Below are 26,709 nucleotides of genomic sequence, written 5' to 3' on the forward strand. Positions count from 1 at the left end.
TCCTTAATATCTTCAATCGCTAATAACGTTATTTTCAAAAAGACTATATTTGCACAAAATTTACGTTTTATGGCTACTTTCGAGCAATTCAATCTTCCTAAATCATTACAAAAAGCAATAGATGAAATAGGTCTTACAACTCCTACTCCTATTCAGGAGAAATCTTTTTCTGTAATTATGTCTGGAAGAGACATGATGGGAATTGCACAAACAGGTACAGGTAAAACCTTTGCTTACTTATTACCTTTATTAAAACAATACAAGTTTAGCACTACCCATACCCCTAAAATTGTCATATTAGTTCCTACTCGTGAGCTTGTAGTTCAAGTGGTAGAAGAAATAGAAAAATTAACTCAATATATGTCTATTCGAACTATTGGAATTTATGGTGGCGTTAATATCAATACACAAAAAAAGACTGTCTACGAAGGTTCCGATATTTTAGTTGGAACTCCTGGTAGAACAATGGACTTAGCGCTGGATAATGTGGTTCGTTTTGAAGACATGCAAAAGCTGGTTATTGACGAATTTGACGAAATGCTTAATTTAGGTTTCCGTACTCAACTGACATCCTTGTTTGCAATGATGCCTAAAAAACGTCAAAACATCTTATTCTCGGCTACAATGACTGATGAAGTTGATGCTATTTTGAATGACTACTTCGATTATCCTGAAGAAGTAACTCTTGCAGCATCAGGAACACCATTGGAAAAAATCAAACAGATTACCTATAATGTTCCTAATTTCAACACCAAAGTAAACTTGCTCAAACATTTATTAGAAACCAACGAAGAGATGAGTCGTGTTTTGATATTTGTTAATAATAAAAAGATTTCCGACATGCTTCACGAACGCATTGAGGAAGATTTCGAAGGGCAATTTGGTGTGATTCACTCTAATAAATCGCAAAATTACCGTTTGAATACGATGGCTACTTTTCAGGAAGGTGAACTTCGCGGATTGATTACTACCGATATTATGGCGAGAGGTTTGGATATTTCGGATATCACACACGTCATCAATTTTGAAATGCCTGAATTTGCCGAATTGTACATGCACCGTATTGGTCGTACAGGTCGTGCTGATGCAAATGGTACTGCCATCAGTTTTATTTCTCCTCGTGAAGAAGAAGCTAAAATTGAAGCCGAAGTATTGATGGATATGGAATTAGACATCGAGGATTTCCCCGAGGAAGTTGAAATTTCTACCAAATTAATCGGACCTGAAAAAGACAGACAGCCCATTAAAATGTTAATGAAAAAACCAAAAATTGAAGGTGGAGCTGCTTTTCACGATAAGGCGAAAAAGAACCAAAAAGTAAACCTTGGAGGCCCTTCAAAAACCAAGAAAAAAACACATGGATCTGTTAATAGAAACATGCTGAAACAACAAGCTAAAAAAGAAGAAAAAGAAATAATTAAAAAGCCTAAAGATGAGAATTTCATTTTTAGGCTTTTATTTATACTTATTGCGCTGTAAACACTAAACAAACCGGCGAACACATCTCAATTCGCTTTCCAGTATCTGTAAGCGCTCCCGTTGTTTTGTCTCTTTTAAATATGACCACATTATTAGTATATTGATGTCCCACTAATAAAAAATTCCCCGTTGGATCAATAGCAAAATTTCGAGGTCCATCACCCATGGTACTAATTCTTGAAGCCAACTCTAATTGACCATTTTTCAAAATTTTAAAACAAGTAATGGTATTGGCTTCTTTTCGATTAGTGGCATACAAAAATTTCTCATCAGGTGAAATATGAATATCCGCAGCTGTAAAGGTTTCTTTAAATCCATCGGCTACAACAGTAGTTTCCTGAACTAATTTCAGTTTCCCTTTGGCATAATTAAATACCGAAAGCGTTCCATCTAATTCCTGCAACAAATACAGTTTTTTTGCATCTTTACTAAAGGCAAAATGTCTGGGACCACTACCCTCTTTCACAGTGATACTATCCTTTAATTGTAAAGGTTTTGCCGCTTTTGAATTATATTGGTACACATACATTTTGTCGGTTCCTAAATCGGTAGCAAAAACAAATTTATGGTCTGGAGTAAATTGAACCGAATGTAAATGTGATTTTTCCTGACGACTTGGATTAATCCCTTTTCCAGAATGCTGTACCAATTGTTTCAGTTCAGTCAAACTTCCATTTTTATTTTTTCCAAAAACCGCCACACTTCCCCCAGTATAATTGGCTGTAATTACAAAGGCATCATCATTTATAATATAACAAGGATCCGAACTTTGAGTATTTTGCTTGTTGATAAAAACTAATTTACCATTTTTAGCATCATATTTAAATGCAGAGGCCGTACTATTTGCCCCATCTTCATTGACTGAATAGACAAAATCATTCTTTTGCGAAAGCGTTATAAAACTAGGATTGACAATACTTTCGGTAGAACTTCTAAGTTGAAAATCCCCTGTTTCGGCATTAAAATCATACATATAAATTCCTTTACTGTCACAGCCTTTTGTATAGGTCCCAATAACCAAATTAAATTTCTTTTGCTGTGCCTGAATATTGATATAAAAGAAGGATACCAATACAATGAGAAGACTTTTATTCATTTTGTTTTATTTTTAGATAAAAGCTAAAATACATATAAATCAATTATCGTTCATTCTATTAAAAAATATTCTCTGTTAATCTGTCGTTAAAAAAACTTGCATGCCAAAACCAAAGTACTTAGTTTTCACTATTTTTGAATACTCAATAATAACGCAAAACAAGAATGCATTTTAAACATCCTGAAAACTTATACTTTCTCTTTTTATTGATTGTACCTATTTTGATTCATTTATTTCAATTCAGAAAGTTTAAAAAGGAATATTTTACTAATGTTCGGTTCTTAAAATCCATTTCTATTCAAACCCGAAAAAGTTCTAAACTTAAAAAATGGTTGTTGCTTGTCACTCGTTTGTTAGTACTGTTTTGTGTTATTATGGCTTTTGCCCAACCTTTTTTTGATGCTAAAGAAGCAAATAATCGTTCCAATGAAATGTACATTATTCTGGATAATTCTTTCAGCATGCAAGCCAAAGGAAAAAAAGGTGAATTACTAAAAAGAGCTGTTCAAGAATTACTGGAAGAAACGCCCGAAAACAAAAATTTCTCGTTATTAACCAATACCGAAAGTTATTGGAATACCGATATTAAATCCATTAGAAGCACGCTGCAAAATTTAAAATACTCTGCAATTCCTTTTGACCTAAATGCCATTTTAGCCCGAATCAATGCGCATCTATCTGCTAGCAAAAAAGATATCATAATCATTACGGATGCTGTAGGATTGAATGCTAAACAACTTCAAAACTTTCCAAAGGAAGATCTAAGTTATTTTATTATTCCAAAGGCAGAGCAACTCAATAATGTGTCAATTGATAGTGTTTATATTGATGAAACCACCGAAGATTTCTACAACATCAACGTCAATTTATCCCGTTTTGGTACAGACATCAAATCGGTTCCAATAGCGATTTACAATCAAAACAAACTGATTGCAAAAACCGTAAGCAATCTAGAAACAGCTAAAAAATCATTGCATTTTAGTATCCCTAAACAAGCTTTTCATGGTTATGTTTCCATCTCGGATAACAGTTTGGCTTACGACAATACTTTTTATTTTAGTATTTCAAAAACTCAAAAGACTTCTGTTATCAGCATTGGCGAAAGCCAAAAAAGCAACTTTTTACAACGTATTTATACGAATGACGAATTTAATTATAGCAATTCGGAATTAGCCAGTTTGGATTATAACAACCTTGAAAAACAAGATGTAATTGTTTTAAACGAATTAGACGAAATCCCTCAAGCATTACAATTAACCTTAAAAGATTTTGTTCAAAAAGGCGGCAATCTTGTACTTATTCCTTCGGCTAAAAGCAATGTTGCATCACTGAATACTTTCTTGGTAAATTTTGGAAACATCCAATTCAAATCACTTGAAATAGCGAACAAACTAATTAGCAAGATTAATTTTAATCATCCTTTGTTCACTGGGGTTTTCGAAAATACAATTTCTAATTTTCAATACCCAATGACAAAAGCTTCCTTTAGTATTGTAAGTTCTAGCTCGGCGGCATTATTATATGAAAATCAAACTGCTTTTCTAGCTGGATTATTAAATCCCGTTTCGACCGTTTATGTATTTTCGGCTCCTATAAATACTGAAAACTCTAACTTTCAACAATCGCCATTAATTGTTCCTACTTTTTACAAAATGGCACAATCAAATCAAAATAATGGTATCAATGCACTGACAATTGGAAAAAGCAATCCTTTTATTGTAAGCACATCACTTTCAAAAGATGGTATTTTAGAAATAAAAAATGCAAACGAACAATTCATCCCAATTCAGCAAATTATGAATTCTAAGGTCAAATTGACTTTTAATGATTTGCCTAAGGAAGCCGGAAATTTTGAAATAATAAACCAAAAACAATGGATAGAAAACATTAGTTTTAATTACAGCCGAAGCGAAAGTAACCTGAACCAATTAGATGACAATTTACTATCTAATTACTCCACTTCAGATACAATAGAAAGTATTTTTCATAGTATACAAAGCGATAGAATGGATAATCAACTTTGGAAATGGTTTGTTATCTTTGCACTGCTCTTTCTGCTATGCGAAATGGCAATTATAAAATTCCTGAAATAAAAATATATTCTACTTATGAAATTCATTATCCGAAACGCCAAAATTATCGACCCACAAAGTCCTTTTCACAATCAAACGGTAGATATTTTAATAGCAGATGGATTCATTGAAAAAATGGGTGCTAACTTAGCCAATCCCGATACAGCAGAAGAAGTAAAACTAGACAATCTTCATGTTTCACAAGGCTGGTTTGACAGCAGTGTTTGTTTAGGTGAACCGGGTTTTGAAGATCGGGAAACTATTGTAAACGGTCTGGAAGTTGCAGCAAAAAGTGGATTTACAGGCATTGCTTTGCAACCTAATTCTTTCCCTATAATCGACAATCAATCGCATATCAATTTTGTAAAAAGCAAAGCTATCGGACAAGCTACTGAACTTTTCCCAATTGGCGCTTTGACTAAAAATGCTGAAGGAAAAGATATGGCTGAATTGTATGATATGAAACAAGCCGGAGCTATTGCTTTTGGTGATTACAATCGTAGTTTAGAAAATGCCAATTTGCTAAAAATAGCCTTGCAATACACTCAGGATTTTGACGGCGTAGTCATTGCATTTGCACAGGAAGAAAAAATTAAAGGAAACGGTGTTGTGAATGAAGGAATCGTTTCGACTCGTTTAGGATTAAAAGGAATTCCCAATTTAGCCGAAGAATTACAAATAGCCCGCAATTTATTTTTACTGGAATATACCAGTGGAAAAATGCATATCCCAACCGTTTCCACAGCAAAATCAGTAGCTTTAATTAAAGAAGCGAAAGCCAAAGGATTAAATGTAAGTTGTAGCGTGAGTGTACATCATTTAACGATGACAGATGAAAAATTAGACAATTTTGATACCCGCTATAAAGTAGCTCCACCCATAAGAACTGAAGAAGATCGCCTAGCTTTATTGGCTGGTGTTTTAGACAACACTATTGATGTTATCACTTCTGACCATAATCCAATAGACATCGAGCACAAGAAAATGGAATTTGATTTGGCTAAAAACGGAACTATCGGTTTAGAAACTGCTTTTGGTGCTTTGACACAGGTTTTACCTTTAGAAAAAATAATTGAAAAGCTAACCGCTGCAAAAAGTCTTTTTGGAATTGAAAACTCATCAATCAAAGAAGGTATAAAAGCAAATATCACTTTATTCAATCCAGAAGGAACAAGCGTTTTCACTAAAGCTTCTATTTTATCTAAATCTAAAAACTCAGCATTTTTAGGCATGGAACTTAAAGGAAAAGCATACGGAATTGTTAACCAAGGAAAATTAATACTTAACTAATTATAGAATCATGACTTTAGATAAAGAAGGTAAAAACATAGCAATAGTTAGTTATTTCACCATCATAGGAGCTGTAATTGCGCTGTTTATGAACGCTGAAAAGAAAAATCCTTTTGCTTCTTTCCATATACGTCAGGCTTTAGGAATCTTTTTATCGTTTTTCCTAATTGGGTATTTCATTGGATATTTCGACAGCTGGACCATTTCTTCCGCTTTTTATTTATTTTATTTTATCCTTTGGATATACGGTTTTTTAGGAGCTTTGCAAGGACAAACGAAAGCGATTCCAATTTTAGGAGAACAATTTCAAAAAATATTTAAAAACGTTTAATTCAAAACATGAATTTATCCTTAGAATACCTCATCAGAGAACCTAAAATAAAATTAGACAAGAATCCATTATTACTACTGTTACACGGTTACGGCAGCAATGAAGCCGACTTATTCTCCTTTGCTTCCGAATTACCTGAAGAATATTACGTAATCTCAGCCCGTGCTCCTTATGATTTACAATACGGAAGCTACGCTTGGTACGCCATCAATTTTGATGCCAATGAAAATAAATTCTCCGACCATGAACAGGCCAAAAAATCAAGAGATTTAATCGCTAAATTTATCGAAGAATTAATTGCAAAATACCCTATTGACGAAAAGAAAATCACCTTGTTAGGATTCAGTCAAGGGGCTATTTTGAGTAATGCTATCGCTCTTTCACACCCAGATAAAGTGCAAAAAGTAATTGCTTTAAGCGGCTACATTAGCGAACCTATTTTTGAAGAAAATTATAAAAACAATGATTTCTCTAATTTGAAAGTTTTTGCCGCTCACGGAACCGTTGATCAAGTAATTCCTGTAGAATGGGCTCGAAGAACAAAACCTTTCTTAAGTGGGTTAGGAATTGATTCTATGTACAATGAATACCCAATAGGACATGGGGTTTCTCCTCAAGTTTTCAATGATTTCAAAAATTGGTTGATTAAAGAGTAAACCTACAACTAAATATAAAAAAAGAGGCTGTTTTTATTCAAAACAGCCTCTTTTTTTTATTGTTTCTTAGAGTAATTTTTATCTAAATGAACTCTTAACCTAACAGAAGAAGTATAATCAAACATGTCTTTTCCATTGGTGTCTTTTCCAACAAAAGCAGGTATACCTCTAGGTTCCTTTTCATTGTAAGTGGTAAAAGGATTGTCGTCTACAGGGTCATAAGGATAATATTTACTTAACCCAAAATTAAATCCATTAACGATACCTACTTCATTTGTAGGTTTAGTAATTTCGTATCGAGTAGTGTAACCATCACCGTCATCATCTGTATCTAAAAAATCAGGAATTCCATCTTTATCTGAATCATCTGGATTAACTACTCCAGACGCTAAAGAATAAACATATCCATCCCCATTAATATCCTCTAAATAGGAAGGAACTCCATCATTATCTAAATCCGATCTACTCACACCATATAATTTAAAACTAAATATAAGTGGTGAATAACTAGGAATTGTTCCTTGACCTGAACCATAATAACCCAATCCTGAAGGCAAGAACATTACTCCTGATCCAAAACCTGAATGCTCTACAGTACCATCTGATTTAGGAGTTGATGTGCCTATTTTAAATTCAGGAAATACTTCACTCCATCCTGTAACCAGTTGATATAAATTTAAAAATGACTGCGGATAAGTAACTTTTTCAAATTCTTTAGTTAGCAATTCAGACGAAGTAGTGGCAGTAGCAGTGGTACGATATAAGTAATCCCCCTTATAAGCCGCAAGTACACCATCAACATTACAAGGTGAATCACCTGTACCTTCTCTTAAAACTAAATAATATAAAGTATAAGTAATATCATGCAATTCAACTTCTTTTTTCAATAATTTTGGAAAAGTTGGACTATTTAAGTAGGACATGATTGATTTTTGATTTACAGCATCCGTTATTTTTTTAAATACTACATCATTATCCGCTAAATTAGCATTGTCCGCATCATCCAAATAATAAGTATCTAAATATTCTTTAATAGCAGTAGAATCCGTTTTATATTGATCGGCATAATCCTTAAGCGGTTCAGGCGTAAAAGAGTTGTCATCTTTAGAACACGAAAATAAAGAGAGGCTTGTAATTATTACAATAAAATAATACTTAAATTTGTTCATTATAGCTGAATTTTAAGTGCGCAAGATACAATATTGATTTATTTTTGTAAACTATTTAACTCTGATTTTAGAAATTTTATGCGAATAGATAAATATTTATGGTGTGTCCGATATTACAAAACCAGAAATATGGTTACGGAGGCCTGTAAAAAAAATCACATCACTGTAAATGGTGTCGTAGCCAAACCTTCGAAAGAAGTTTTTCCTACTGACAAAATCACTTTTAGAAAAGACCAAATCACTCAAACCATAACTGTTTTAGATATCCCAGAAAATCGTGTTGGTGCAAAATTAGTAGACATCTACAGAAGAAATGATACTTCACCAGAAGTATATCAACATCTGGAATTATTAAAACTTTCTAAAGAACATTATCGAAAAAGTGGTACAGGTCGTCCTACTAAAAAAGATCGTAGAGATATTGATGATTATGGAAACGAAATTCACGAAGACGAAGAAGATGATTTAAATTCCAATTTTTAAAAAATTCCAAATTTCAACTTTAATATTTTATCCCCAAAATTTTGAAATCGGGGATTTTCTTATTGGAATTTAAATTTAGTTATATTAGCAAAAAAACAAATTATGAGCAAAAATATCATTCTAACCGACCAAGAAATCAAACACAAAACAAAACGTATTGCTTACCAAATCTACGAAACATTTATAGATGAGGAAGAAGTAGTTTTGGCAGGTATCGCATCCAAAGGATATGTATTTGCTGAAAAAATTGCTTCCGAACTAAAATCAATCTCTGACCTTAAAATAATTTTATGTGAAGTTCATGTTGATAAACTAAATCCGCAATTGGCTATACAAACCTCTATTTCAGCAGAAGAATACGCAAATAAAGGTTTAATTCTTATTGATGATGTATTGAATTCAGGCACCACCCTAATCTATGCGGTAAAACACTTTTTGGATGTGCCTTTAAAAAAATTCAAAACAGCCGTTTTAGTCGATCGCAATCATAAAAAATACCCAGTAAAAGCCGATTTCAAAGGAATTTCCCTTTCTACTTCCTTATTAGAACATGTACAAGTCGAATTTGATTTAGACGGTAATAGTAATGCATGGTTAAGCTAAAATGGATAAAATTTCTTGAACCGTTTGTTCTATAGTTTGTTTATCAACCGCCACAGCATATTGCGCCTGATTATAATAAAAACTTCTTTCAAATAAATGAGTAGCAATAAACTCTTTCATCTCCTCATCGTTTTTGTTGGCGATAAGGGGTCTATTGCTCTTATTTGAAGACAATCTATTTACTAAAGTTTCTATCGAAGCTTTCAAATAAATAGAAACGATATCTTCTCTTTTGAGTAATTCATGATTATTTGCATAACATGGTGTTCCTCCTCCTAAACCAATAATTATAGGTTCTGAGAAATTCAACAATTCCACAAAACATTCATGTTCTAATTTCCTGAAATAGATTTCGCCTTTTTCGGCAAATATTGTTTTAATAGGCGAATTCACCTTTTTTTCGATAAAATCATCCAAATCAATAAAAGGCATTTCAATCTTTTTTGATAATTCTTTGGCAATTGTAGACTTACCACAACCCATATAACCTAACAGTACAATTTTCTTCATAGAATAAAACCCTATAAATTAAGGCATTAAAATTTATTATTAAAAAAAGACAAATTTATAATAAAAATACTTGGAAAACTTAAAATAAAGTCCTTATATTTGCACCCGCAATCAGGGAACGATGCAAGACTCGATAGCTCAGTTGGTAGAGCACATCACTTTTAATGATGGGGTCCTGGGTTCGAGCCCCAGTCGGGTCACAAATTAAGTGATTCACTTGAAAAACGTTTTATGATGCATTGACTCGATAGCTCAGTTGGTAGAGCACATCACTTTTAATGATGGGGTCCTGGGTTCGAGCCCCAGTCGGGTCACAAAAGGTTAAGTATATTTTACTTAACCTTTTTTACTTTTAGGCCACGTGGAGAAACGGTAGACTCGCCATCTTGAGGGGGTGGTGCTCGCAAGGGCGTGTGGGTTCAAATCCCACCGTGGTCACTAAAAAAATCAGCTGTTCAATTTTTCAATAAAGGTACTTCCACCAACTCATTTTGAACACTCTTTCCTTCGATTTTTATTTAAATTAGCGCACTTCCCCATAACTGGATAGATTACACATACCGTTATATTTTTTATTTCCAAAATATTTAACAACCAACACAACTTTGTTTATTACATTACGTTATCATTTGTAAATAAAAAATATAATTTATTATGAAAAGCCTCCTACTCTACTCATTACTTCTAATCTCATTTGTAGGTTGGACACAAACTGCTGCTGAAAATTATTTTGACCAAGCAATGAAAAAATCAAAAGCAGGCAATACCAAAGGTGCCATTCAAGATTACGATAAAGCTATAAAAATTCAACCTGATTTTGTTCCTGCCTATTTGAATAGAAGTATGGAAAAAATCAAAATAAACGATTTACAGGGAGCATTAGTAGATGTGAACAAAACGCTAGAAATGCATAATGACAATATTTATGCCTATACAACCAGAGCTAATATTTATTACAAACTCAAAGATTACAAATCTTCGTTAAAAGATTGCGATTATGCACTTCAATACAACAAAGAAGATTATCTTACATACAACCTTAGAGGACTCACCTATATTCACCTTGGAGAGAAAAAAAAGGCCTGTGCTGATTTTTCAAAAGCCTTGAAATTAGGCAGTAAAAGCGCTTCTCAAAATCTAAAAACCTATTGCAAATAAACACTTCAAGAGGACATAAAACAACAAACGCTGTTTCAAAATGAAACAGCGTTTGTTGTTTTTACAAATACTATCGCTTACTTTTGAGTAAGCTTTTTCAATTCGGTTCCGCCTGGAATTTGCATCTTATCAGTCAAAATTGAAATATCTTCCAGATTAAAAACACCTGTCAAAGACATTAAAACTGTTCGACTCATACCATTTGTATCATCCTGAATAAACATTACAAACTCATTCATCACATTTGAATTTCCTGTTCTTTTAACATCAATTGTTATCTGTTTACCATTTTCATTTACCTTTTTTAACTCCTCCATTGCCGAAGTCTTAATGTAGCCATCTGCAACTTCCTTCATTTTCTGAGCTGCTGCTTTGTTCGTAGTTGAAAAAACCCTTAAATCATTCAAATTTTGAATCAACTTTAAATATTGTTGCGTCTCTTTATCAGAAGCATCAACTTTAACTTTACTCATTAATTCAAACATTTTTTTATTCACTACTACCGAAACAACTTCATCTTTACCATTAAACTGATCAAAAACGGCTTGTCCGTAAAACGAAGTTGAAGCAAATGCAACTAACATCGTTAGTATTACTTTTTTCATATCTATATTTTTATTTTAATAGTTTCTAAATTATTAAATAGGTATAACCATTTCCATGCCAAAAAACGACTTTTTATTTTATTCTCCCAATACATTTAACTAGTTTTATAGAGTATTTCGAAATGAAAGCCCTAAAAACAAAACTAAAGATAGTATTTTTACGTAAATAGCCTAAAAGTTATTCCAAATGAAACTTAAATATAAACGCCTATTATTTCTTTTTATTTCATTATGTTCCTTACAAAGCTGTCAGGATAATGATGACTCATTACCAGAAAACACTGATTTAGATGTCCAAAAATTTATTTGGAGAGGATTAAATGAAATGTATCTGTGGCAGGAAAAAGTTCCAGATTTAGCAGACAACCGATTTACTAATAATTCCGAATATGAAAATTTTTTAAAACCATTTTCTCCTGAAAATTTATTTGAAAAATTACTATACAGAGCACCCGATTCTGATGCTGCTAATCAATATGATGTTGTAGACCAATTTAGCTGGATAGTAAGCGATTACACTACTTTGGAACAACAATTACAAGGAACTTCAAAAAGCAATGGTGTAGAATTTGGCTTTAGTCGTATTTCACAAAACAGCAATCAGGTAATTGCCTACATTCGCTACATCATCCCTAATTCGGATGCAGCTGTTAAAGACATTAAGCGTGGTGAAGTCATTTATGGTATTAACGGAACAAGTCTTAATCTAAACAATTATGCCAATTTGTTTTTTAGCAATGCCGAAAGTTACACTTTAAATTTTGCTGATTTAACATACGACTCTAACAACAACCCTGTAATTACTCCAAATGGAAAAAATCTCAGCCTAACCAAAACAACCTTAGCCGAAAATCCAATATTAATTAAAAAAGTAATTACTAGCGGAGCACACAAAATTGGTTATTTAATGTACAATGGTTTTTATCCAAGTTACGATTCCCAACTAAATGATGCCTTTGGTTTTTTCAACTCAGAGGGAATTACAGAACTGGTTTTAGATTTGCGATACAACAGTGGTGGTTCTGTAAATAGTTCGATACGATTAGCCAGTATGATTACAGGACAATTTACAGGAAAAATTTTCAATGAATTAGCCTATAATACTAAAAAATCTTTTCTCAATAAAAAATACCTTTTCGTTAGTACAATTGATGGAAACGCTTTAAATAGTTTAAATCTCACCAAAGTTTATGTGTTAACAACCAGAAGCACCGCATCGGCAAGCGAGTTAATCATTAACGGATTAGACCCCTATATTAACGTTGTACAAATAGGAGATTATACTTATGGAAAAAATGTAGCCTCAGTTACACTTTACGACTCTCCTAGTTTGACAAAAACCGGATTAAATAAAAATCACCGCTACGCTATGCAACCTATTGTTGCGCAGTCTCAAAATTCAGTTGGTTTTAGTGATTATTTAGATGGATTAGTGCCTGATCACCTAGTAACAGAAAGAATAAAAACTTTAGGAATATTAGGTGAACCTAACGAGCCCTTATTAAGTACAGCAATTGGGAAGATCACTGGAACCGCTAAATACACATTACCAGAAAAAACTACCACCAACTTTATTCATCTTAACGACTCTAAAACATTAAGAGGAATGAATTTGATGTATTTTGATGAGAAATCAGACTTATAAAAAGTAAAAAATATTTCACACAGATACAATAATTTGCTGTTTTTGAAGTTGTTAGTTACTAGTAACCATTAAAAACCAACCTCGTGAAAAAAATCACACAATTATTTTTAATTACTACAGCAGTAATTTTATTGGGCTTTGACAAACCCCAAAAAACAACAATTTCTCCAATACAAGTAGTAATTGATGTAAGCCATGGTGGTACTGACGCCGGAGCTATAAAAAACGGAATTAGCGAAAAACAACTGGTAGAAGCACTTGCTAAGAAAATCAAATCTACAAACAACGATGTTCGCATTCATTTTACGAGAAATGAAGACAAGACACTAACACTCCAAGAAAGAACGGAATATATTAATTCGCTTAAACCTGATTTTGTTTTATCCATTCATATAAACGCAAACAAAGACAATACGAAATCAGGATTAGAACTTTATACGTCACAGGAAAATAAATTCTCAGATAAATCAGTTGAAAAAGCAAACGAACTAAGACAAAAACTTTTAAAACATGACTTTTTCAAATCAAGTTCCGTTAAAACAGCACCATTTTATATCCTTAAAAACAGTAATGCACCAGCAGTAATTGTCGAATTAGGATTTCTAACTAATGAAAATGACTATAAATATTTAACAGATAGTAATTCTCAAGATAAAATTGCATCATCTATTTCAGAATACTTATCGGAATTAAAGTAAAAAAAATGCCGCTTTGAGAGCGGCATTTTTTTGATAAATCAATTGTTAAAAATTGATATTCAACCCTACTTTAAAGTTTCTTCCTCTCGTATTGTAACCTACTACCTCAACAAAATCTTCATTGGTAATATTTGTTACCGAAGCAAAAACATTCATTCTATTTTTGATTAATTCATACTTAGCTGTTGCATTCAACAATTGATAGGAATCCAAAACAGAAACAACTGGTGGATATCCCATAAATCCTTGCCTTTTGTCCAAGTACTGATAGCTAACTCCAACAAAAGCACCCGGTACAAACTGATAATCAATTGCTGCATTTACCTTATGTTTTGGATTGTATAGATTAGCTGTTATATCAGGAAAACTATTAATTACCATTTTATCTTCCGTCTGGGTAAATGTATAATTAGCGTTTAAATTTATCTTATTGTTAAATACCCAAGTAAAACTAGTTTCAATACCTTTAGAATTGTATTTTCCATTCGCATTAAAATAAGCTGTTCCATACTCAATAGCAGATTTCTCTTGTCTATAAAAAGCTACTGAATTCAAAACTATTTTCTTATTTAAAAAAGCTAGTTCAAATCCTGTTTCAACAGTACTGTTTTCTTCTGCCTCTAAATTCATATTCCCTCCATAAGTAGCATACAATTGATACAAACTTGGTGCAATGTATGCCGTGCTGAATGACGAAATTATTTTTAACGGTAAATTTTCAAAATGATAAGATGGATTAATATTATACACAAAATGATTACCGTATTTACTATGAATATTCAACCTTGCACCAGCATTAATATTCAAACCAAAATTGGAATTATAAACCGCCGTCACATAAGGATCAATCAAATTATATGTTGCCAGCTCATTTGGAATATTCGTGTATAAACTATTAATTGACATATCAAAAAACTGAAATTGGGTTCCAGTTACAACAAAGAAATCAGTTGAAATTTGATATTTGTTAAATGCATCTACACTTACATTTCTTGATTTATACTTTGTTAAACCTCCATACTGAAACAAACCTCTATCCATTAAACTAGCAGCAGTATTTACTACTAATTCTCCATTATCATATTTATATTTTGGTGAAAACCCAACTCTGTATTGCTCCGATTTTCCATAGTTATTTGGGTTATCTGCAAATGCATTATCATCAAAATCATTTTTAAGGCGATCATAATTAGCAAAAAAATCAAAACTTAATTTTTTCGTAGGGGTAAAACCAAATTTCACCAAACTATTAACTCTTGAAAAACTATCGTCTTCAAAGCTCTCACCATTAGGAGCTTTTGCCTCTGAAATACCCGTAATCTCGCTACTATTTAAAGAAGCGAAATAATTGAACTTTTCTGTTTTTCCATTAAACAAAAATCCTTGATTGTATTCCTGAGCCGAATAATCTTTATCTTGAGCTGTTGTTTGAGTACCTACATTCATATACACATTTCCAGCAATCGGTTTTTTAGCCGCTTTTTTCAAAGTAATATTAATCACACCAGTAGCTGCTCCAGTACCATACAATGTACTCGCAGCTCCTTTCATAATTTCAATACTTTCAACCTGCTCTACAGGAATCAAACGTAAATCGTAATCAAAATTAATTCCAGAAGCATCAGTAACAGGAATTCCATCAATCAAAATTAAAGTTTGACGATTACGCCCTCCTCTTATGTAATAGCTTTGATTCTTACCTGCACTACTCTGGTTACCATTAACTTCAACACCAGCCACTGTACTCAAAACAGTAGCCACTGACTGTCCTGGTCTTTTTTTCAAATCATCAGCAGTAATTTTCACAATTACCTTACCTGATTTTTCTTTTGGTAAAGCAAACTTAGAATCTGAAATAACGACCTCTTCTAATTCATTTGCAGCCGATTGGATTACTCCTTTTTTTGTGCCAAAGCACATGCACTTACTAACACGAATAACGCACTAATACGAACGATTTTTTTGTTCATTTTAAAAACATTTAATAACAGTAATCACTGTTACATGACTAATAAATGGGAGAAAAGCATAGAATTACCCATACCCAAACCTTTTTTCCCGAAAGTTTGATACTCGATGTAAAAAGGCAGGTCTCCTGGCTTGCGTCTTGTTGTTGACCTTCTCATCCGCCGTGGCGGACAATGGTTTTGTAGAAACAACAAGCTTGATAGCATACAGTTGCGGGTACAGCTCGGGATTTAAGATTTTAGAATAAAGATTTAAGATTTCTGATTTTACATCCTGAAATCTAACTTCTGTTTCTAAACGCTTTCACCTGATTCCCTTTTAAGGCTATTTCTTAATTTGAAAAAGCCACCTCAATACGGCAGCAAAGATAAAACTTAATTTAGTAATTAATCAAATTTATGTTTTAAGGAAAAAACATATTTTTATATATCCAAAAATTCGATGAAAAATTCATTTTCAAAAATAAAACCGAAGATTTAATAACATAAACTATTGAATTCATCCTAAAAAACGGACTCTTTTTTTTACAATTTCCTATACCTTTGCCCAAATTTAAAATTTAATTAATGAATTTATTTTTCAAAAAAATCATATTTCTGATCGTATTAGTCAACTTTGTTTCTTGCAAAAAGAACGAACATTCAACTACAACTTCTGATACATCACAAAAAAATGAAATTGAATATTCAACTAATCTTTCTATTTATAAATACAAGAGCTATTCTATCGTAAAAATTAGTAATCCTTGGCCAGATGCTAATAAAGATTTCACCTATATTTTGAAAGAAAAAAATGCCACAATACCTGATAGTCTTTCTAAATACACCTCAATTACTATCCCATTACAATCTATTGTAGTGACTTCTACCACCAATATTCCTTTTATCGAAATGTTGAATGAAGAAAGAAAATTATTAGGATTCCCTCATACCGATTATATTTCATCCCAAAAAACAAGACAATTAATTGATGAGGGGATTGTTAAAAATATAGGTCAAAATGAACGTTTAGATATTGAAAAACTGATTGATTTAGCACCAGAAGTAATTGTAGCTTTTGGGATTGACAACAATAACCCTATGATTGCCAACTTAGAAAAAAGCGGATTAAAAGTCCTGATTCAAGCTGACTGGATGGAACAATCACCACTAGGAAAAGCCGAATGGATAAAATTATACGCAGCATTGTTTGGGAAAGAAAAAGAAGGAAAAAAACTTTTTGATGCCATTGTAAAAAACTACAACGACGCACTGAAATTAGTAGCGAATCAAAAAGCCGAAGCTACTGTTTTATATGGTTCCATATATCAAAATCAATGGTTTGTTGCCAAAGGAAACAGCTGGGTTGCACAGTTTATGAAAGATGCTAAATCCAATTATTTATGGGCCAATACTGAAGGAAGCGGAAGCCTTGGATTGCCTTTCGAAAAAATTTTAGAAAAAGCAAAAACGGCTCAAGTTTGGATTGCAACTGGTTCTTTTAAAAACTTAAAAGAATTAGGTAATAGCAATCCTCATTACAACCAATTCAATGCTTTTACTCAAAAAAACGTATATACTTTTGAAAGTAAATTAGGAGCCACTGGCGGAACTATTTATTACGAACTTGCCCCTAGCCGCCCTGACTTAGTTTTAAAAGATTATATCAAAATTTTTCATCCTGAATTACTTCCGGATTATAATTTTACTTTTGTACAAAAACTAAATTAGTCGAATTGAAAAAACAAAAGCAACATAGTCTTACTTTTTTCTTTCTTGTAATAGGACTGCTATTTTTATTTTTCACCAATATTAGTTTGGGTTCTATCAATATTCCATTCAAGGAAATATACCATAGTTTGACAGGTGGAATAGCCAGTAAATCTAGCTGGGAATACATCATCATTAATTACCGATTACCAAAAGCAATTACAGTAGTTTTAGTGGGTTTTGGACTTAGTACCAGCGGTTTATTAATGCAAACACTTTTTAGAAATCCCTTAGCAGGTCCCTATGTGCTAGGCTTAAGTTCGGGGGCGAGTTTAGGTGTGGCTTTTGTAATTTTAGGTGCTAGTTTACTCCCGGGTTTTTTACAAAAAATAGTATTATCTCCTTATGGAATCGTATTGGCTTCTACTTTAGGAAGCACAACCGTTTTATTGGCTGTCATAGTAGTTTCCATTCGTTTACGTGATACCATGACCATCTTAATTGTGGGACTAATGTTTGGTAGTTTAAGCTCCGCCATTGTGGGAACTTTAAGTTTTTTTAGTACTGCCGAACAATTACAAAAATTCACCTTTTGGTCACTAGGAAATTTAGGAAATCTTTCGTGGAATTCTATTATTATACTCGCCATTTGTGTTAGTTTAGGATTACTATTAAGTTTGGCTAGTATTAAAGCTTTAAATGCTTTACTTCTGGGTGAAAATTACGCTCGAAGTCTGGGGCTAAATTATCAAAAATCGAGATTAATAATTATTTTGGCAACCAGTATTTTAGCTGGAAGTATTACAGCATTTGCAGGACCAATTGCTTTTATCGGATTAGCAGTACCGCATATCGCAAAATTGGTTTTTCAAACCAGCAATCATACCATTTTGTTTTGGAGTACCTTGCTTTTTGGCGCAATGATTATGCTTGTTTGCGATACAATATCACAGGTTCCTGGTGGAGAAATAAGCTTACCAATCAACGCGGTAACTTCTATTTTTGGGGCTCCAATTGTGATTTGGTTATTAGTTAGAAAACAAAAAATGATTGGATAATAAGTTCCATTTTTTCTTAATCAAAATCAGTGATGAAGCGTTTTTTATTTGTAAACCAAACCCAGTAAAACCATAAATTTTCTAAATCCATAAATTTATTTAAAAAACAAACTTCATTTTGTTAGATTTCAAATAATAGAGGGTAATAAACAGTATTCTGTTAAAACTTTATCCAATAGGGACTTTCAAAAACAGAAATATTCCTTAAATTCGCAATCTCAATTGATTTTAAGTGAAAGCTGCTTTGGCAAACTTCATTTTTACAACTGAATAAAAAAAAACATAAAAATGACTTGAGCTTGCTCATCGCATTTCACCATTAAAAAACAAATAAATACAAAGAAATGACTTGAGCTTGCTCATGCATTTCACCAATAAAAAACAAATAAATAGATAGAAATGAAATACGACGTAATTGTTTTAGGAAGTGGTCCTGGCGGATATGTAACTGCTATTAGAGCATCACAATTAGGCTTTAAAGTAGCCGTAGTTGAAAAAGAAAACTTAGGTGGAGTTTGTTTGAACTGGGGATGTATCCCAACGAAAGCATTATTGAAATCTGCTCAGGTTTTTGATTATCTAAAACACGCTTCCGATTACGGATTGACAGTTTCTGAATTTGACAAAGATTTCCCTGCGGTTATCAAACGTAGCCGAAATGTTGCTGACGGAATGAGCAAAGGAATTACTTTCCTAATGAAAAAAAACAAAATTGACGTTATCGAAGGTTTTGGAAAATTAAAACCAGGTAAAAAATTAGACGTTACTGCTAAGGATGGTAATGTTACTGAATATAGTGCCGATCATATCATTATTGCAACAGGAGCTCGCTCTCGTGAGTTACCAAACTTACCACAAGATGGTGTAAAAGTTATCGGATACCGTCAAGCAATGACTTTGCCTGAACAACCAAAAAAGATGATTATCGTAGGTTCAGGAGCAATCGGAGTAGAATTTGCTCACTTCTACAACTCTATGGGAACTGAAGTTACAATAGTTGAATTTATGCCAAATGTAGTTCCTGTTGAAGATGAAGACATCTCAAAAGAATTTGAAAAAGCATTGAAAAAATCAGGAATTACTGTGATGACTAATTCTTCTGTAGAGCGAATCGATACAACAGGAAAAGGAGTTAAAGCATTCGTTAAAACAGCAAAAGGAGAAGAAGTTTTAGAAGCGGATATTTTACTTTCTGCTGTTGGTATCAAAACTAACATTGAAAATATCGGTTTAGAAGAAGTAGGTATCGCTACTGACAGAGATAAAATCTTAGTTGATGCGTACAACGCTACCAATATTCCAGGTTACTATGCTATTGGTGATGTAACTCCAGGACAGGCTTTAGCTCACGTAGCTTCGGCTGAAGGAATTAACTGTGTGGAGAAAATTGCTGGTATGCACGTTCAACCTATCGATTACGGAAATGTTCCTGGTTGTACTTATGCTACTCCGGAAATTGCTTCTGTAGGTTTAACAGAAAAAGCGGCAAGAGAAAAAGGATACGATTTGAAAATTGGAAAATTCCCATTCGTAGCTTCTGGAAAAGCCAAAGCATCTGGAAATGCTGACGGATTTGTGAAAGTAATCTTCGACGCTAAATACGGTGAGTGGTTAGGTTGCCACATGATTGGAGCTGGTGTAACTGATATGATTGCTGAGGCAGTTGTGGCTCGTAAACTAGAAACTACAGGTCACGAAATCCTTAAAGCTATCCACCCACACCCAACAATGAGTGAGGCCGTTATGGAAGCTGTAGCAGCTGCTTACGGTGAAGTGATTCACATATAATCCTCAAAATAAATTTCAAAATAATAAAATCCGATGTTTCTACTAATCGGATTTTTTTTGCTCAAGTAAACTTGGATACTTAAAAAGAAGAAATTGTTTTTCTCATTATTTCTTAACTATCTTTTATTTTTCAAAAAAACAAAAAAATCCTACGTAATATTTTTATTTACTATATTTGATATTAGCCATTTTTTGACAAAAACTCTTTTGTTGTTAAAATAATGAAGTAAAATTCAATCGAAAAATACCTTAAAATCATATAGTAATGAAGCAAAACGCTATCACAATCCATAACAAAATAATTTATATGTTTTTGTGCATGCTGTTTTTAGCTATTCCAAAAATCAAAGCACAAGAAAACAGTATAAAAGTAGATAACAGCGCATTTGCCGAAAAAATATACCTGCAACTTGACCGAAAAGTTTACACTAATGGAGACACTGTTTGGTTCAAATGTATTATTATTAATGCCTCTGAAAACATCCCTTCTGTATTAAGTAATGTGTTATATGTAGAATTAATTAATGCGGATAAAAAGCTAATTCAAAAAAAGTCAATCAAAATAGAAAACGGAATTGGACAAGGGAATTTTGATTTGGATAAAAAAATCACAAAAGGCAATTACCTTATCAGAGCCTATACTAGATGGAATGAAAATTTCGATACTGACTTCATTTTTGAAGAATATATTCAGGTATTCCCCAATGATTTAAATGGAATAGATGCCATTCAAAACATCAAATTAATTCAAGAAGAAAATGGGAATGACCATTTGGAAATACAATTCAATCCACAAGTAATTGATTCGTTACAAAAGAATAAACTGGCTGTATTTCTTACTATTGACGATAAAAAAGATAGTTTGCTCATCAAAAAAAAACAAAGACAAATACATTCTAGAGTACAAAATTAGCAAAGGAAGTCAATTTGCTAACATAAAAATTCAAACCGAAAACCAAAAAACTTACAGCAAAAATATTGTATTAAACAAAGATTATCTTGATTTACAGTTTTTTCCAGAAAGCGGTGAACTCGTAGAGGGGCTCTCTTCAAAAATTGGCTTTAAAGCGCTGGAAGCAAATGGCAAAGGCAAAGTAATTGAAGGCGAAATCATTGATGAAAAAGACAACCTTATTACTTCATTCAAAAGCAACCCTCTTGGAATGGGAATATTTTATTTGGCAAAAGTTGATCCTAACAAAAAGTATTTTGCCAAAATCAAATCAAATTCGGTAAAATACCCATTGCCTAAAGTAGCTACTACAGGAACTATTTTATCTCTAAACAAACAAGGAAACAAAATACTCCTGAATATTGGGTCTAACCATATCATCAACGATAGTGTCTTTTTAAAAATTTCTTTCAGAGGAATTGAATTACATCAAAAAGGAATAACTTTAAAAGAAGGAAATTATAGTTCTTACATAACAACTGACTTCATACCCGAAGGAATAGTCGCTTTTACCCTATTAGATTCAAGCAAAAAACCTATCGCAGAAAGACTCTATTTCAATGAAAAACCACAAAGTCGATTAAAAATTGACCTCAGCACTGACAAAGAGAAATATGATAAACGAAATCAAACTACACTTAGCATTCAAACCAAAAATGAAAACAACGAACCAATTAAAGCCAACACATCGGTACTAGTGATTCGAAAAGACGAATTAGGAAAGATGCAAAGTTTACGTCAAAACATTCTCTCCTATTTTTTAATTGACTCTGAATTAAAAGGAAATATAGAAAATCCAGGTTATTATTTTGAAAACAAAAGCAATAAGCATTTTGACTTGGAGGCACTTATGCTCACTCAGGGATGGAGCAAATACAACTATTCAAAAAACTACCAAAACATTGCTTTTGCTCCCGAAAAATCACTAACTATTTCAGGTAAAGTAAATAGTCTTTTTTCCGAAAAAAAGGAAAACAAGGATTAGACTTAACCATGATGACTTCTGGAAAAAGCAAAGGCTTTTACAAACAAGTAACAGATAGTTTAGGAAAATTCAGCTTCAATTTAGATGATGAATATGGTAGCGAAATGGAAGTACTTATTCAAACCTCTAAAAGTTCTAACAAAAATACCAATAATCCTGTAGTTATTGATTATAAAAAACCGACTACGATTTCATTTGAAAATAAACTTTCAATTGAACAAGTAGATAGTATTGTGGCTCCATTCATTCAAAGAAATAAAATGCAAAAGGAATGGAATGAAAAATTAGATATGCAGTTTGGTAGTATTCTTTTAAATCAGGTAAACATTATTAATGAAAGTAATCCCAACCGAAAAAAAGTCACCGAAAGATATGGCAAACCCGAAACCATCATTAGTGGTAAGGAAATACAATCAAAAGAACAAAAATGGTCGTATGGATTATACAGTATACTTCTATTTAACTATCTCGACAAAGTGACTATACAAAGAAATTCAGAACAATTTTTAGAAGCTATTGTCAACAATATGCCTACAGTGGTACTTATTGATGGAATTCCTGTTATGTATCATGATTATGTACACATTCCAAATATCCCCCCAAGTGAAGTAAAAAGCTTTGAAATTATTGAATATGCTAATGGTTTTGCACAATTGTACTGCGAGGTTCACCCAGAAATTAGCCCTTTCCTCCACCTGGTCTTATTTGAGGAAATGTAATTGCTATCTATACCCACGCAGGAATAGTGCTATTTGGTGCCTACAAACCAAAAGGAATAACCAAAACAAGTATTCCTGTTTTTGCTGCAGCTAAAGAATTTTATGCTCCTAAATATGATACTATTCAACCAGATGATTGGAAAACTCCTGATTTGAGAACATTAGTACATTGGCAACCCATCCTAAAAACCGATGATTCAGGGAAAGCAACTGCCTCTTTTTACAATACAGATAGTAAAGGAGAAAATACAGTAATCATCGAAGCCATTTCTGAAAACGGAGATATTGGTTATCAAATTCTTGATTATGAAATAAAATAGCTTAATCTTTTTTTAAGCAAAAACACCAACAAATAAAACATTTTCCTTCTTAAAAAGATAAATTTTTAATTCTTAACTAAACTGAATAAAAATTATTTCAAAATACCTTAGGATTTTACATACTAATTTCATAATTTAATAGTTGTAAAAATAATACCACATTCGCATACGATTTAACTGAATTTCTTAACCATTAAATCCATAAGTTATGTCTAAACTAAGCCTCTATGAAAACAACTGGATTAACCTAGTTTTCGAAAACCGAAACAAAGAGTACGGTGCGTTTCAATTACGCCAAGAAATAACCAAAACTTCTTTTCGAGCCCTTACGCTGAGAATTGTATTATGCACTTCGTTAATCGTATTGCCCAACCTCTTACATCTCATTAATGGTAAAGTTGTCTCACCTCCACCGACAATAAATTGGGACGAAACAATAATTCAATTAAAGGATATTTATACTCCAGAACAAAAAAAAGAAGCAACACCACCTGCGGCACCTCCAGCTCAGAGTCAAAAAGTGACGGATGCAATTGAAAAAACAAAGCAACTGATTAATCCAACAGTAGTAAAACCAATTGAGGCAACACCTACATAAAAATATACTTTAGACAAAACTGAACCTACAGATAAACCAGCAGATGGACTAACTGTTAGCGGAACAAGTTCTGAAATAAAAGGAGGTGTAATTGGAGGGACTGGAACTGAAAGTAGTACGGGTACAGCCGAAGGAACCAACACTGAAGTCATGATCGATGCCGTATTAGACAAAAAACCACAATTTCCAGGTGGAATCGAAAAATTCTACCGTTATGTAGGAACACATTTTAACAGCCCAACTATGGATGAAAGCAAAACGGTTCGTATTTTAGTTTCATTTGTAGTTGAAAAAGATGGAAGCATGACTAGTATTAAAGTGACTCATAAACCTGGTGCTGCCTTAGAAAAAGAAGCCATTCGAGTATTGAATTCGATTAAAATGAAATGGTCTCCAGGAATCTACAATGCAAAACCTGTTAGAACAGCCTACAACTTACCTATTGTTGTTCAGGTAGAATAAGTAATATTCGACAAAAATCTCAAAAGCATTCGACAAAAATCGAATGCTTTATTGTTTTGCAATAACAACTATAAAATATTGTAGATATTTAAGCATTTTATAACAAAACTCTCTATAAGCTTGAACATATAAACAGCACATTTTACAACTAGATTACGTATCTTTGAAGCCTTAAATTTGATTTATGGAAACTACTTTAAATACTTCCACAGCAGTTGGAACCCAAGGTACCGCCGAACCAAATGGTACTAAACCAAAATGGCTAAAAGTAAAACTTCCAATAGGAAAAAAATATACTGAACTTCGTGGACTAGTTGACAAATACAGTTTAAACACCATTTGTACATCCGGAAGCTGCCCTAACATGGGAGAATGCTGGGGTGAAGGAACCGCTACCTTTATGATTTTAGGGAATACTTGTACACGTTCTTGTGGCTTTTGCGGTGTAAAAACAGGTCGTCCGGAAACAGTAGACTGGGATGAACCAGAAAAAGTAGCCCGTTCTATTAAAATCATGAATATTAAACATGCAGTAATTACCAGTGTTGACCGTGACGATTTGAAAGACGGTGGTTCTATCATCTGGATGGAAACAGTAAGAGCTATCCGCAGAATGAACCCAAATACAACTCTTGAAACTTTAATTCCGGACTTTCAGGGAATCGAAAGAAATATTGATCGAATTGTGGAAGCAAATCCAGAAGTAGTTTCTCACAATATGGAAACTGTGCGCAGACTAACACGAGAGGTACGTATTCAAGCGAAATACGATCGTAGTTTAGAAGTTTTACGATACTTAAAAGAAAAAGGAATCAACAGAACCAAATCTGGAATAATGTTAGGCCTTGGTGAAGAAGAAGAAGAAGTATTCCAAACTATGCGTGATTTACGTGCCGCAAACGTTGATGTAGTCACTATTGGGCAATATTTACAACCAAGTAAAAAACATTTACCCGTTAAGGAATTCATCACACCGGAACAATTTGCCCGATACGAACAATTTGGATTAGAATTAGGATTCCGTCATGTAGAAAGCGGTCCTTTGGTTCGTTCTTCTTATAAAGCTCAAAAACATATTTTATAATTAAGCCAATTGGGTTATTTGTTTATTCGGTTACTTGTAAAGGATTAAAAATAAACGAATAAACAAATAAACGAATAAACACTACAATTGAAAACAAGAATTGCCATCAATGGTTTTGGTCGTATAGGCCGAAATTTATTCCGTCTACTTTTAAATCATCCAGAAATAGAAGTAGTTGCCATTAATGATATTGCCGATATCCAAACAATGGCTCATCTTATCAAATACGACAGTATACATGGCGTTTTACCACATACGGTAATTGCTAACGAAAATGGCTTTTCTATTGATGAACAAGACTTTTTATTTTTTCACGAAAAAAATATCTCTGACCTAAATTGGAAAGAATTAAATATTGACTTTGTCATAGAGTCAACTGGAAAACATAAATCCTACGAAGTTTTAAACCAGCATATAATTGCTGGTGCTAAAAAAGTGATTCTTTCTGCTCCTTCTGAAGTAGACAACATCAAAACAGTCGTTTTAGGAGTAAATGAACATATTTTAGACGGTAGCGAAACAATTATTTCAAATGCAAGTTGTACAACAAACAATGCTGCGCCAATGATTAAAATAATTGATGCACTGTGTGGTATTGAACAAGCATATATTACAACCATCCACTCATTTACTACTGATCAAAGTTTGCACGACCAGCCACACAAGGATTTACGAAGAGCTAGAGGTGCAAGCCAGTCAATTGTTCCTACGACAACAGGTGCCGCAAAAGCACTAACAAAAATTTTTCCTATATTAGACGGCAAAATTGGAGGTTGTGGTATTCGAGTACCTGTTCCTGATGGTTCGCTTACTGATATTACTTTTAATGTAAAAAAAGCAGTATCCATAGCTGAAATCAATGAAGCATTCAAAATGGCATCACAAAATGAACTAAAAGGCATTTTAGATTACACCGAAGACCCAATAGTTTCTGTCGATATAATAGGAAATAAAAATTCCTGCTTATTTGATGCCCAACTTACCTCTGTCATTGACAAAATGGTAAAAGTTGTTGGTTGGTATGATAACGAAATTGGGTATTCATCACGATTAATTGATTTAATACTTTTGACCAAATCAAACTAACTAAATGAAATTACAAATCAAATTTCTACTGATTTTAGTTTTTTTATTTAATTTCTCTCTGTATTCTCAAAAAAAGAAACAGACAGCATAAGCTATTACAAAAGCTTAGCTTATACGAATAGTAAGACAAACAAATACAAAGAAGTCTTTTTATATACACAAAAAGCTATTGATTACGCTCGAGAGCATGCCAACCTAAAAGAACA

The 26,709-nt window shown here is 32.9% G+C and carries 26 protein-coding genes, 3 tRNA genes and 1 riboswitch; of the genes, 24 read left to right on the forward strand and 5 right to left on the reverse strand.

All coding sequences use genetic code 11. The features are described from left to right. Positions 1 to 69: 69 nt before the first annotated feature. Positions 70 to 1,479, forward strand: coding sequence for a DEAD/DEAH box helicase (locus P5P90_RS04540; protein ID WP_278036022.1), 1,410 nt, complete (start codon positions 70 to 72; stop codon positions 1,477 to 1,479). Here P5P90_RS04540 and P5P90_RS04545 read toward each other — a convergent pair. Beyond that, the gene (locus P5P90_RS04545; RefSeq protein ID WP_278036023.1) at positions 1,466 to 2,575 is read right to left on the reverse strand and encodes a lactonase family protein; all 1,110 of its coding nucleotides are present in this window, start codon (positions 2,573 to 2,575) and stop codon (positions 1,466 to 1,468) included. The genes P5P90_RS04540 and P5P90_RS04545 overlap by 14 nt on opposite strands. A gap of 164 nt (positions 2,576 to 2,739) precedes the next feature. Between P5P90_RS04545 and P5P90_RS04550 the strand changes: the two genes are divergently transcribed. The 4 genes from P5P90_RS04550 to P5P90_RS04565 are packed head-to-tail and all read left to right on the forward strand — an operon-like array spanning position 2,740 to position 6,924. Beyond that, positions 2,740 to 4,668: a vWA domain-containing protein gene (locus tag P5P90_RS04550; RefSeq protein ID WP_278036024.1), complete on the forward strand. Its 1,929-nt coding sequence runs from the start codon at positions 2,740 to 2,742 to the stop codon at positions 4,666 to 4,668. Between the two features lie 15 nt (positions 4,669 to 4,683). Then, positions 4,684 to 5,937, forward strand: a complete 1,254-nt coding sequence (locus P5P90_RS04555) for a dihydroorotase (RefSeq protein ID WP_278036025.1) — start codon at positions 4,684 to 4,686, stop codon at positions 5,935 to 5,937. A 10-nt stretch (positions 5,938 to 5,947) separates the two neighbouring features. Continuing rightward, positions 5,948 to 6,268 carry a DUF4870 domain-containing protein gene (locus tag P5P90_RS04560; protein ID WP_278036026.1) on the forward strand — a complete coding sequence of 107 codons (321 nt, stop codon included), beginning with the start codon at positions 5,948 to 5,950 and terminating at the stop codon, positions 6,266 to 6,268. An 8-nt stretch (positions 6,269 to 6,276) separates the two neighbouring features. After that, the gene (locus P5P90_RS04565; protein ID WP_278036027.1) at positions 6,277 to 6,924 is read left to right on the forward strand and encodes an alpha/beta hydrolase; all 648 of its coding nucleotides are present in this window, start codon (positions 6,277 to 6,279) and stop codon (positions 6,922 to 6,924) included. Between the two features lie 56 nt (positions 6,925 to 6,980). On the opposite strand, the gene bamM is transcribed toward P5P90_RS04565, so the two are convergent. Beyond that, on the reverse strand, positions 6,981 to 8,093 hold the full coding sequence (gene bamM, locus P5P90_RS04570; RefSeq protein WP_278036028.1) for a BamM family beta-barrel-assembly machinery protein: 1,113 nt from the start codon (positions 8,091 to 8,093) through the stop codon (positions 6,981 to 6,983). 78 nt (positions 8,094 to 8,171) lie between these two features. On the opposite strand from bamM, the gene P5P90_RS04575 reads away from it, so the two are divergent. Then, positions 8,172 to 8,576 (forward strand): RNA-binding S4 domain-containing protein, encoded by a 405-nt coding sequence (locus tag P5P90_RS04575; RefSeq protein WP_278036029.1) that lies wholly within the window; start codon positions 8,172 to 8,174, stop codon positions 8,574 to 8,576. Positions 8,577 to 8,678: 102 nt separating this feature from the next. Beyond that, positions 8,679 to 9,179, forward strand: coding sequence for a phosphoribosyltransferase family protein (locus tag P5P90_RS04580; RefSeq protein ID WP_278036030.1), 501 nt, complete (start codon positions 8,679 to 8,681; stop codon positions 9,177 to 9,179). Here the strand turns inward: P5P90_RS04580 and P5P90_RS04585 are convergent. Continuing rightward, positions 9,171 to 9,689: a shikimate kinase gene (locus P5P90_RS04585; protein ID WP_278036031.1), complete on the reverse strand. Its 519-nt coding sequence runs from the start codon at positions 9,687 to 9,689 to the stop codon at positions 9,171 to 9,173. The two genes, P5P90_RS04580 and P5P90_RS04585, sit on opposite strands and share 9 nt — an antisense overlap. 127 nt (positions 9,690 to 9,816) lie before the next feature. Between P5P90_RS04585 and P5P90_RS04590 the strand changes: the two genes are divergently transcribed. From P5P90_RS04590 to P5P90_RS04605, 4 genes are all read left to right on the forward strand, one after another. After that, positions 9,817 to 9,889: transfer RNA gene (locus P5P90_RS04590), tRNA-Lys, on the forward strand. Positions 9,890 to 9,930: 41 nt separating this feature from the next. Beyond that, positions 9,931 to 10,003, forward strand: a tRNA-Lys gene (locus P5P90_RS04595). A gap of 41 nt (positions 10,004 to 10,044) precedes the next feature. Further along, positions 10,045 to 10,127: transfer RNA gene (locus tag P5P90_RS04600), tRNA-Leu, on the forward strand. Between the two features lie 216 nt (positions 10,128 to 10,343). Further along, complete coding sequence (locus P5P90_RS04605; RefSeq protein ID WP_278036032.1) at positions 10,344 to 10,847, forward strand: tetratricopeptide repeat protein; 504 nt, start codon at positions 10,344 to 10,346, stop codon at positions 10,845 to 10,847. Between the two features lie 77 nt (positions 10,848 to 10,924). On the opposite strand, the gene P5P90_RS04610 is transcribed toward P5P90_RS04605, so the two are convergent. After that, entirely contained in the window at positions 10,925 to 11,452 is a 528-nt protein-coding gene (locus tag P5P90_RS04610) for a DUF4252 domain-containing protein (protein ID WP_278036033.1), read from the reverse strand. Positions 11,453 to 11,639: 187 nt separating this feature from the next. Between P5P90_RS04610 and P5P90_RS04615 the strand changes: the two genes are divergently transcribed. Then, complete coding sequence (locus tag P5P90_RS04615) at positions 11,640 to 13,097, forward strand: S41 family peptidase (RefSeq protein WP_278036034.1); 1,458 nt, start codon at positions 11,640 to 11,642, stop codon at positions 13,095 to 13,097. Between the two features lie 83 nt (positions 13,098 to 13,180). After that, complete coding sequence (locus P5P90_RS04620) at positions 13,181 to 13,795, forward strand: N-acetylmuramoyl-L-alanine amidase (RefSeq protein ID WP_278036035.1); 615 nt, start codon at positions 13,181 to 13,183, stop codon at positions 13,793 to 13,795. Between the two features lie 45 nt (positions 13,796 to 13,840). On the opposite strand, the gene P5P90_RS04625 is transcribed toward P5P90_RS04620, so the two are convergent. Beyond that, on the reverse strand, positions 13,841 to 15,715 hold the full coding sequence (locus tag P5P90_RS04625) for a TonB-dependent receptor plug domain-containing protein (RefSeq protein WP_278036036.1): 1,875 nt from the start codon (positions 15,713 to 15,715) through the stop codon (positions 13,841 to 13,843). 148 nt (positions 15,716 to 15,863) lie between these two features. After that, positions 15,864 to 16,131, reverse strand: a riboswitch (cobalamin riboswitch). 198 nt (positions 16,132 to 16,329) lie between these two features. Between P5P90_RS04625 and P5P90_RS04630 the strand changes: the two genes are divergently transcribed. From P5P90_RS04630 to gap, 11 genes are all read left to right on the forward strand, one after another. Continuing rightward, the gene (locus tag P5P90_RS04630; RefSeq protein ID WP_278036037.1) at positions 16,330 to 17,472 is read left to right on the forward strand and encodes an ABC transporter substrate-binding protein; all 1,143 of its coding nucleotides are present in this window, start codon (positions 16,330 to 16,332) and stop codon (positions 17,470 to 17,472) included. Positions 17,473 to 17,477: 5 nt separating this feature from the next. Further along, positions 17,478 to 18,509, forward strand: a complete 1,032-nt coding sequence (locus tag P5P90_RS04635) for an iron ABC transporter permease (protein WP_278036038.1) — start codon at positions 17,478 to 17,480, stop codon at positions 18,507 to 18,509. A gap of 399 nt (positions 18,510 to 18,908) precedes the next feature. Continuing rightward, positions 18,909 to 20,297, forward strand: coding sequence for a dihydrolipoyl dehydrogenase (gene lpdA / locus P5P90_RS04640; protein ID WP_278036039.1), 1,389 nt, complete (start codon positions 18,909 to 18,911; stop codon positions 20,295 to 20,297). A gap of 265 nt (positions 20,298 to 20,562) precedes the next feature. Further along, positions 20,563 to 21,210, forward strand: a complete 648-nt coding sequence (locus P5P90_RS04645; protein ID WP_278036040.1) for an MG2 domain-containing protein — start codon at positions 20,563 to 20,565, stop codon at positions 21,208 to 21,210. After that, positions 21,140 to 22,234 (forward strand): hypothetical protein, encoded by a 1,095-nt coding sequence (locus P5P90_RS04650; protein WP_278036041.1) that lies wholly within the window; start codon positions 21,140 to 21,142, stop codon positions 22,232 to 22,234. The genes P5P90_RS04645 and P5P90_RS04650 overlap by 71 nt, the downstream gene beginning before the upstream one ends. 11 nt (positions 22,235 to 22,245) lie before the next feature. Next, positions 22,246 to 22,953 (forward strand): hypothetical protein, encoded by a 708-nt coding sequence (locus P5P90_RS04655; RefSeq protein WP_278036042.1) that lies wholly within the window; start codon positions 22,246 to 22,248, stop codon positions 22,951 to 22,953. A gap of 26 nt (positions 22,954 to 22,979) precedes the next feature. After that, complete coding sequence (locus P5P90_RS04660; protein ID WP_278036043.1) at positions 22,980 to 23,273, forward strand: hypothetical protein; 294 nt, start codon at positions 22,980 to 22,982, stop codon at positions 23,271 to 23,273. 208 nt (positions 23,274 to 23,481) lie between these two features. Further along, entirely contained in the window at positions 23,482 to 23,871 is a 390-nt protein-coding gene (locus tag P5P90_RS04665) for a hypothetical protein (RefSeq protein ID WP_278036044.1), read from the forward strand. A gap of 150 nt (positions 23,872 to 24,021) precedes the next feature. Continuing rightward, on the forward strand, positions 24,022 to 24,333 hold the full coding sequence (locus P5P90_RS04670) for an energy transducer TonB (RefSeq protein ID WP_278036045.1): 312 nt from the start codon (positions 24,022 to 24,024) through the stop codon (positions 24,331 to 24,333). 184 nt (positions 24,334 to 24,517) lie between these two features. Then, on the forward strand, positions 24,518 to 25,417 hold the full coding sequence (lipA, locus tag P5P90_RS04675; protein WP_278036046.1) for a lipoyl synthase: 900 nt from the start codon (positions 24,518 to 24,520) through the stop codon (positions 25,415 to 25,417). A gap of 87 nt (positions 25,418 to 25,504) precedes the next feature. Beyond that, on the forward strand, positions 25,505 to 26,503 hold the full coding sequence (gene gap, locus P5P90_RS04680; RefSeq protein WP_278036047.1) for a type I glyceraldehyde-3-phosphate dehydrogenase: 999 nt from the start codon (positions 25,505 to 25,507) through the stop codon (positions 26,501 to 26,503). Positions 26,504 to 26,709 lie beyond the last annotated feature (206 nt).

Origin of the sequence: Flavobacterium nitratireducens (assembly GCF_029625335.1) — a bacterium.
Lineage (GTDB): Bacteria > Bacteroidota > Bacteroidia > Flavobacteriales > Flavobacteriaceae > Flavobacterium > Flavobacterium nitratireducens.

What these genes read in the sequence shown, in the direction of transcription:
- P5P90_RS04555 (WP_278036025.1), top strand. Translation starts at nt 4,684, where the DNA reads ATGAAATTCATTATCCGAAACGCCAAAATTATCGACCCACAAAGTCCT.
- P5P90_RS04575 (WP_278036029.1), top strand. Translation starts at nt 8,172, where the DNA reads ATGCGAATAGATAAATATTTATGGTGTGTCCGATATTACAAAACCAGA.
- lipA (WP_278036046.1), top strand. Translation starts at nt 24,518, where the DNA reads ATGGAAACTACTTTAAATACTTCCACAGCAGTTGGAACCCAAGGTACC.
- lpdA (WP_278036039.1), top strand. Translation starts at nt 18,909, where the DNA reads ATGAAATACGACGTAATTGTTTTAGGAAGTGGTCCTGGCGGATATGTA.
- P5P90_RS04580 (WP_278036030.1), top strand. Translation starts at nt 8,679, where the DNA reads ATGAGCAAAAATATCATTCTAACCGACCAAGAAATCAAACACAAAACA.
- P5P90_RS04540 (WP_278036022.1), top strand. Translation starts at nt 70, where the DNA reads ATGGCTACTTTCGAGCAATTCAATCTTCCTAAATCATTACAAAAAGCA.
- P5P90_RS04630 (WP_278036037.1), top strand. Translation starts at nt 16,330, where the DNA reads ATGAATTTATTTTTCAAAAAAATCATATTTCTGATCGTATTAGTCAAC.
- P5P90_RS04670 (WP_278036045.1), top strand. Translation starts at nt 24,022, where the DNA reads ATGATCGATGCCGTATTAGACAAAAAACCACAATTTCCAGGTGGAATC.
- P5P90_RS04615 (WP_278036034.1), top strand. Translation starts at nt 11,640, where the DNA reads ATGAAACTTAAATATAAACGCCTATTATTTCTTTTTATTTCATTATGT.
- P5P90_RS04560 (WP_278036026.1), top strand. Translation starts at nt 5,948, where the DNA reads ATGACTTTAGATAAAGAAGGTAAAAACATAGCAATAGTTAGTTATTTC.
- P5P90_RS04605 (WP_278036032.1), top strand. Translation starts at nt 10,344, where the DNA reads ATGAAAAGCCTCCTACTCTACTCATTACTTCTAATCTCATTTGTAGGT.
- P5P90_RS04550 (WP_278036024.1), top strand. Translation starts at nt 2,740, where the DNA reads ATGCATTTTAAACATCCTGAAAACTTATACTTTCTCTTTTTATTGATT.
- P5P90_RS04610 (WP_278036033.1), bottom strand. Translation starts at nt 11,452, where the DNA reads ATGAAAAAAGTAATACTAACGATGTTAGTTGCATTTGCTTCAACTTCG.
- P5P90_RS04585 (WP_278036031.1), bottom strand. Translation starts at nt 9,689, where the DNA reads ATGAAGAAAATTGTACTGTTAGGTTATATGGGTTGTGGTAAGTCTACA.
- P5P90_RS04645 (WP_278036040.1), top strand. Translation starts at nt 20,563, where the DNA reads ATGAAGCAAAACGCTATCACAATCCATAACAAAATAATTTATATGTTT.
- P5P90_RS04625 (WP_278036036.1), bottom strand. Translation starts at nt 15,715, where the DNA reads ATGTGCTTTGGCACAAAAAAAGGAGTAATCCAATCGGCTGCAAATGAA.
- bamM (WP_278036028.1), bottom strand. Translation starts at nt 8,093, where the DNA reads ATGAACAAATTTAAGTATTATTTTATTGTAATAATTACAAGCCTCTCT.
- P5P90_RS04545 (WP_278036023.1), bottom strand. Translation starts at nt 2,575, where the DNA reads ATGAATAAAAGTCTTCTCATTGTATTGGTATCCTTCTTTTATATCAAT.
- P5P90_RS04565 (WP_278036027.1), top strand. Translation starts at nt 6,277, where the DNA reads ATGAATTTATCCTTAGAATACCTCATCAGAGAACCTAAAATAAAATTA.
- P5P90_RS04665 (WP_278036044.1), top strand. Translation starts at nt 23,482, where the DNA reads ATGTCTAAACTAAGCCTCTATGAAAACAACTGGATTAACCTAGTTTTC.
- P5P90_RS04655 (WP_278036042.1), top strand. Translation starts at nt 22,246, where the DNA reads ATGACTTCTGGAAAAAGCAAAGGCTTTTACAAACAAGTAACAGATAGT.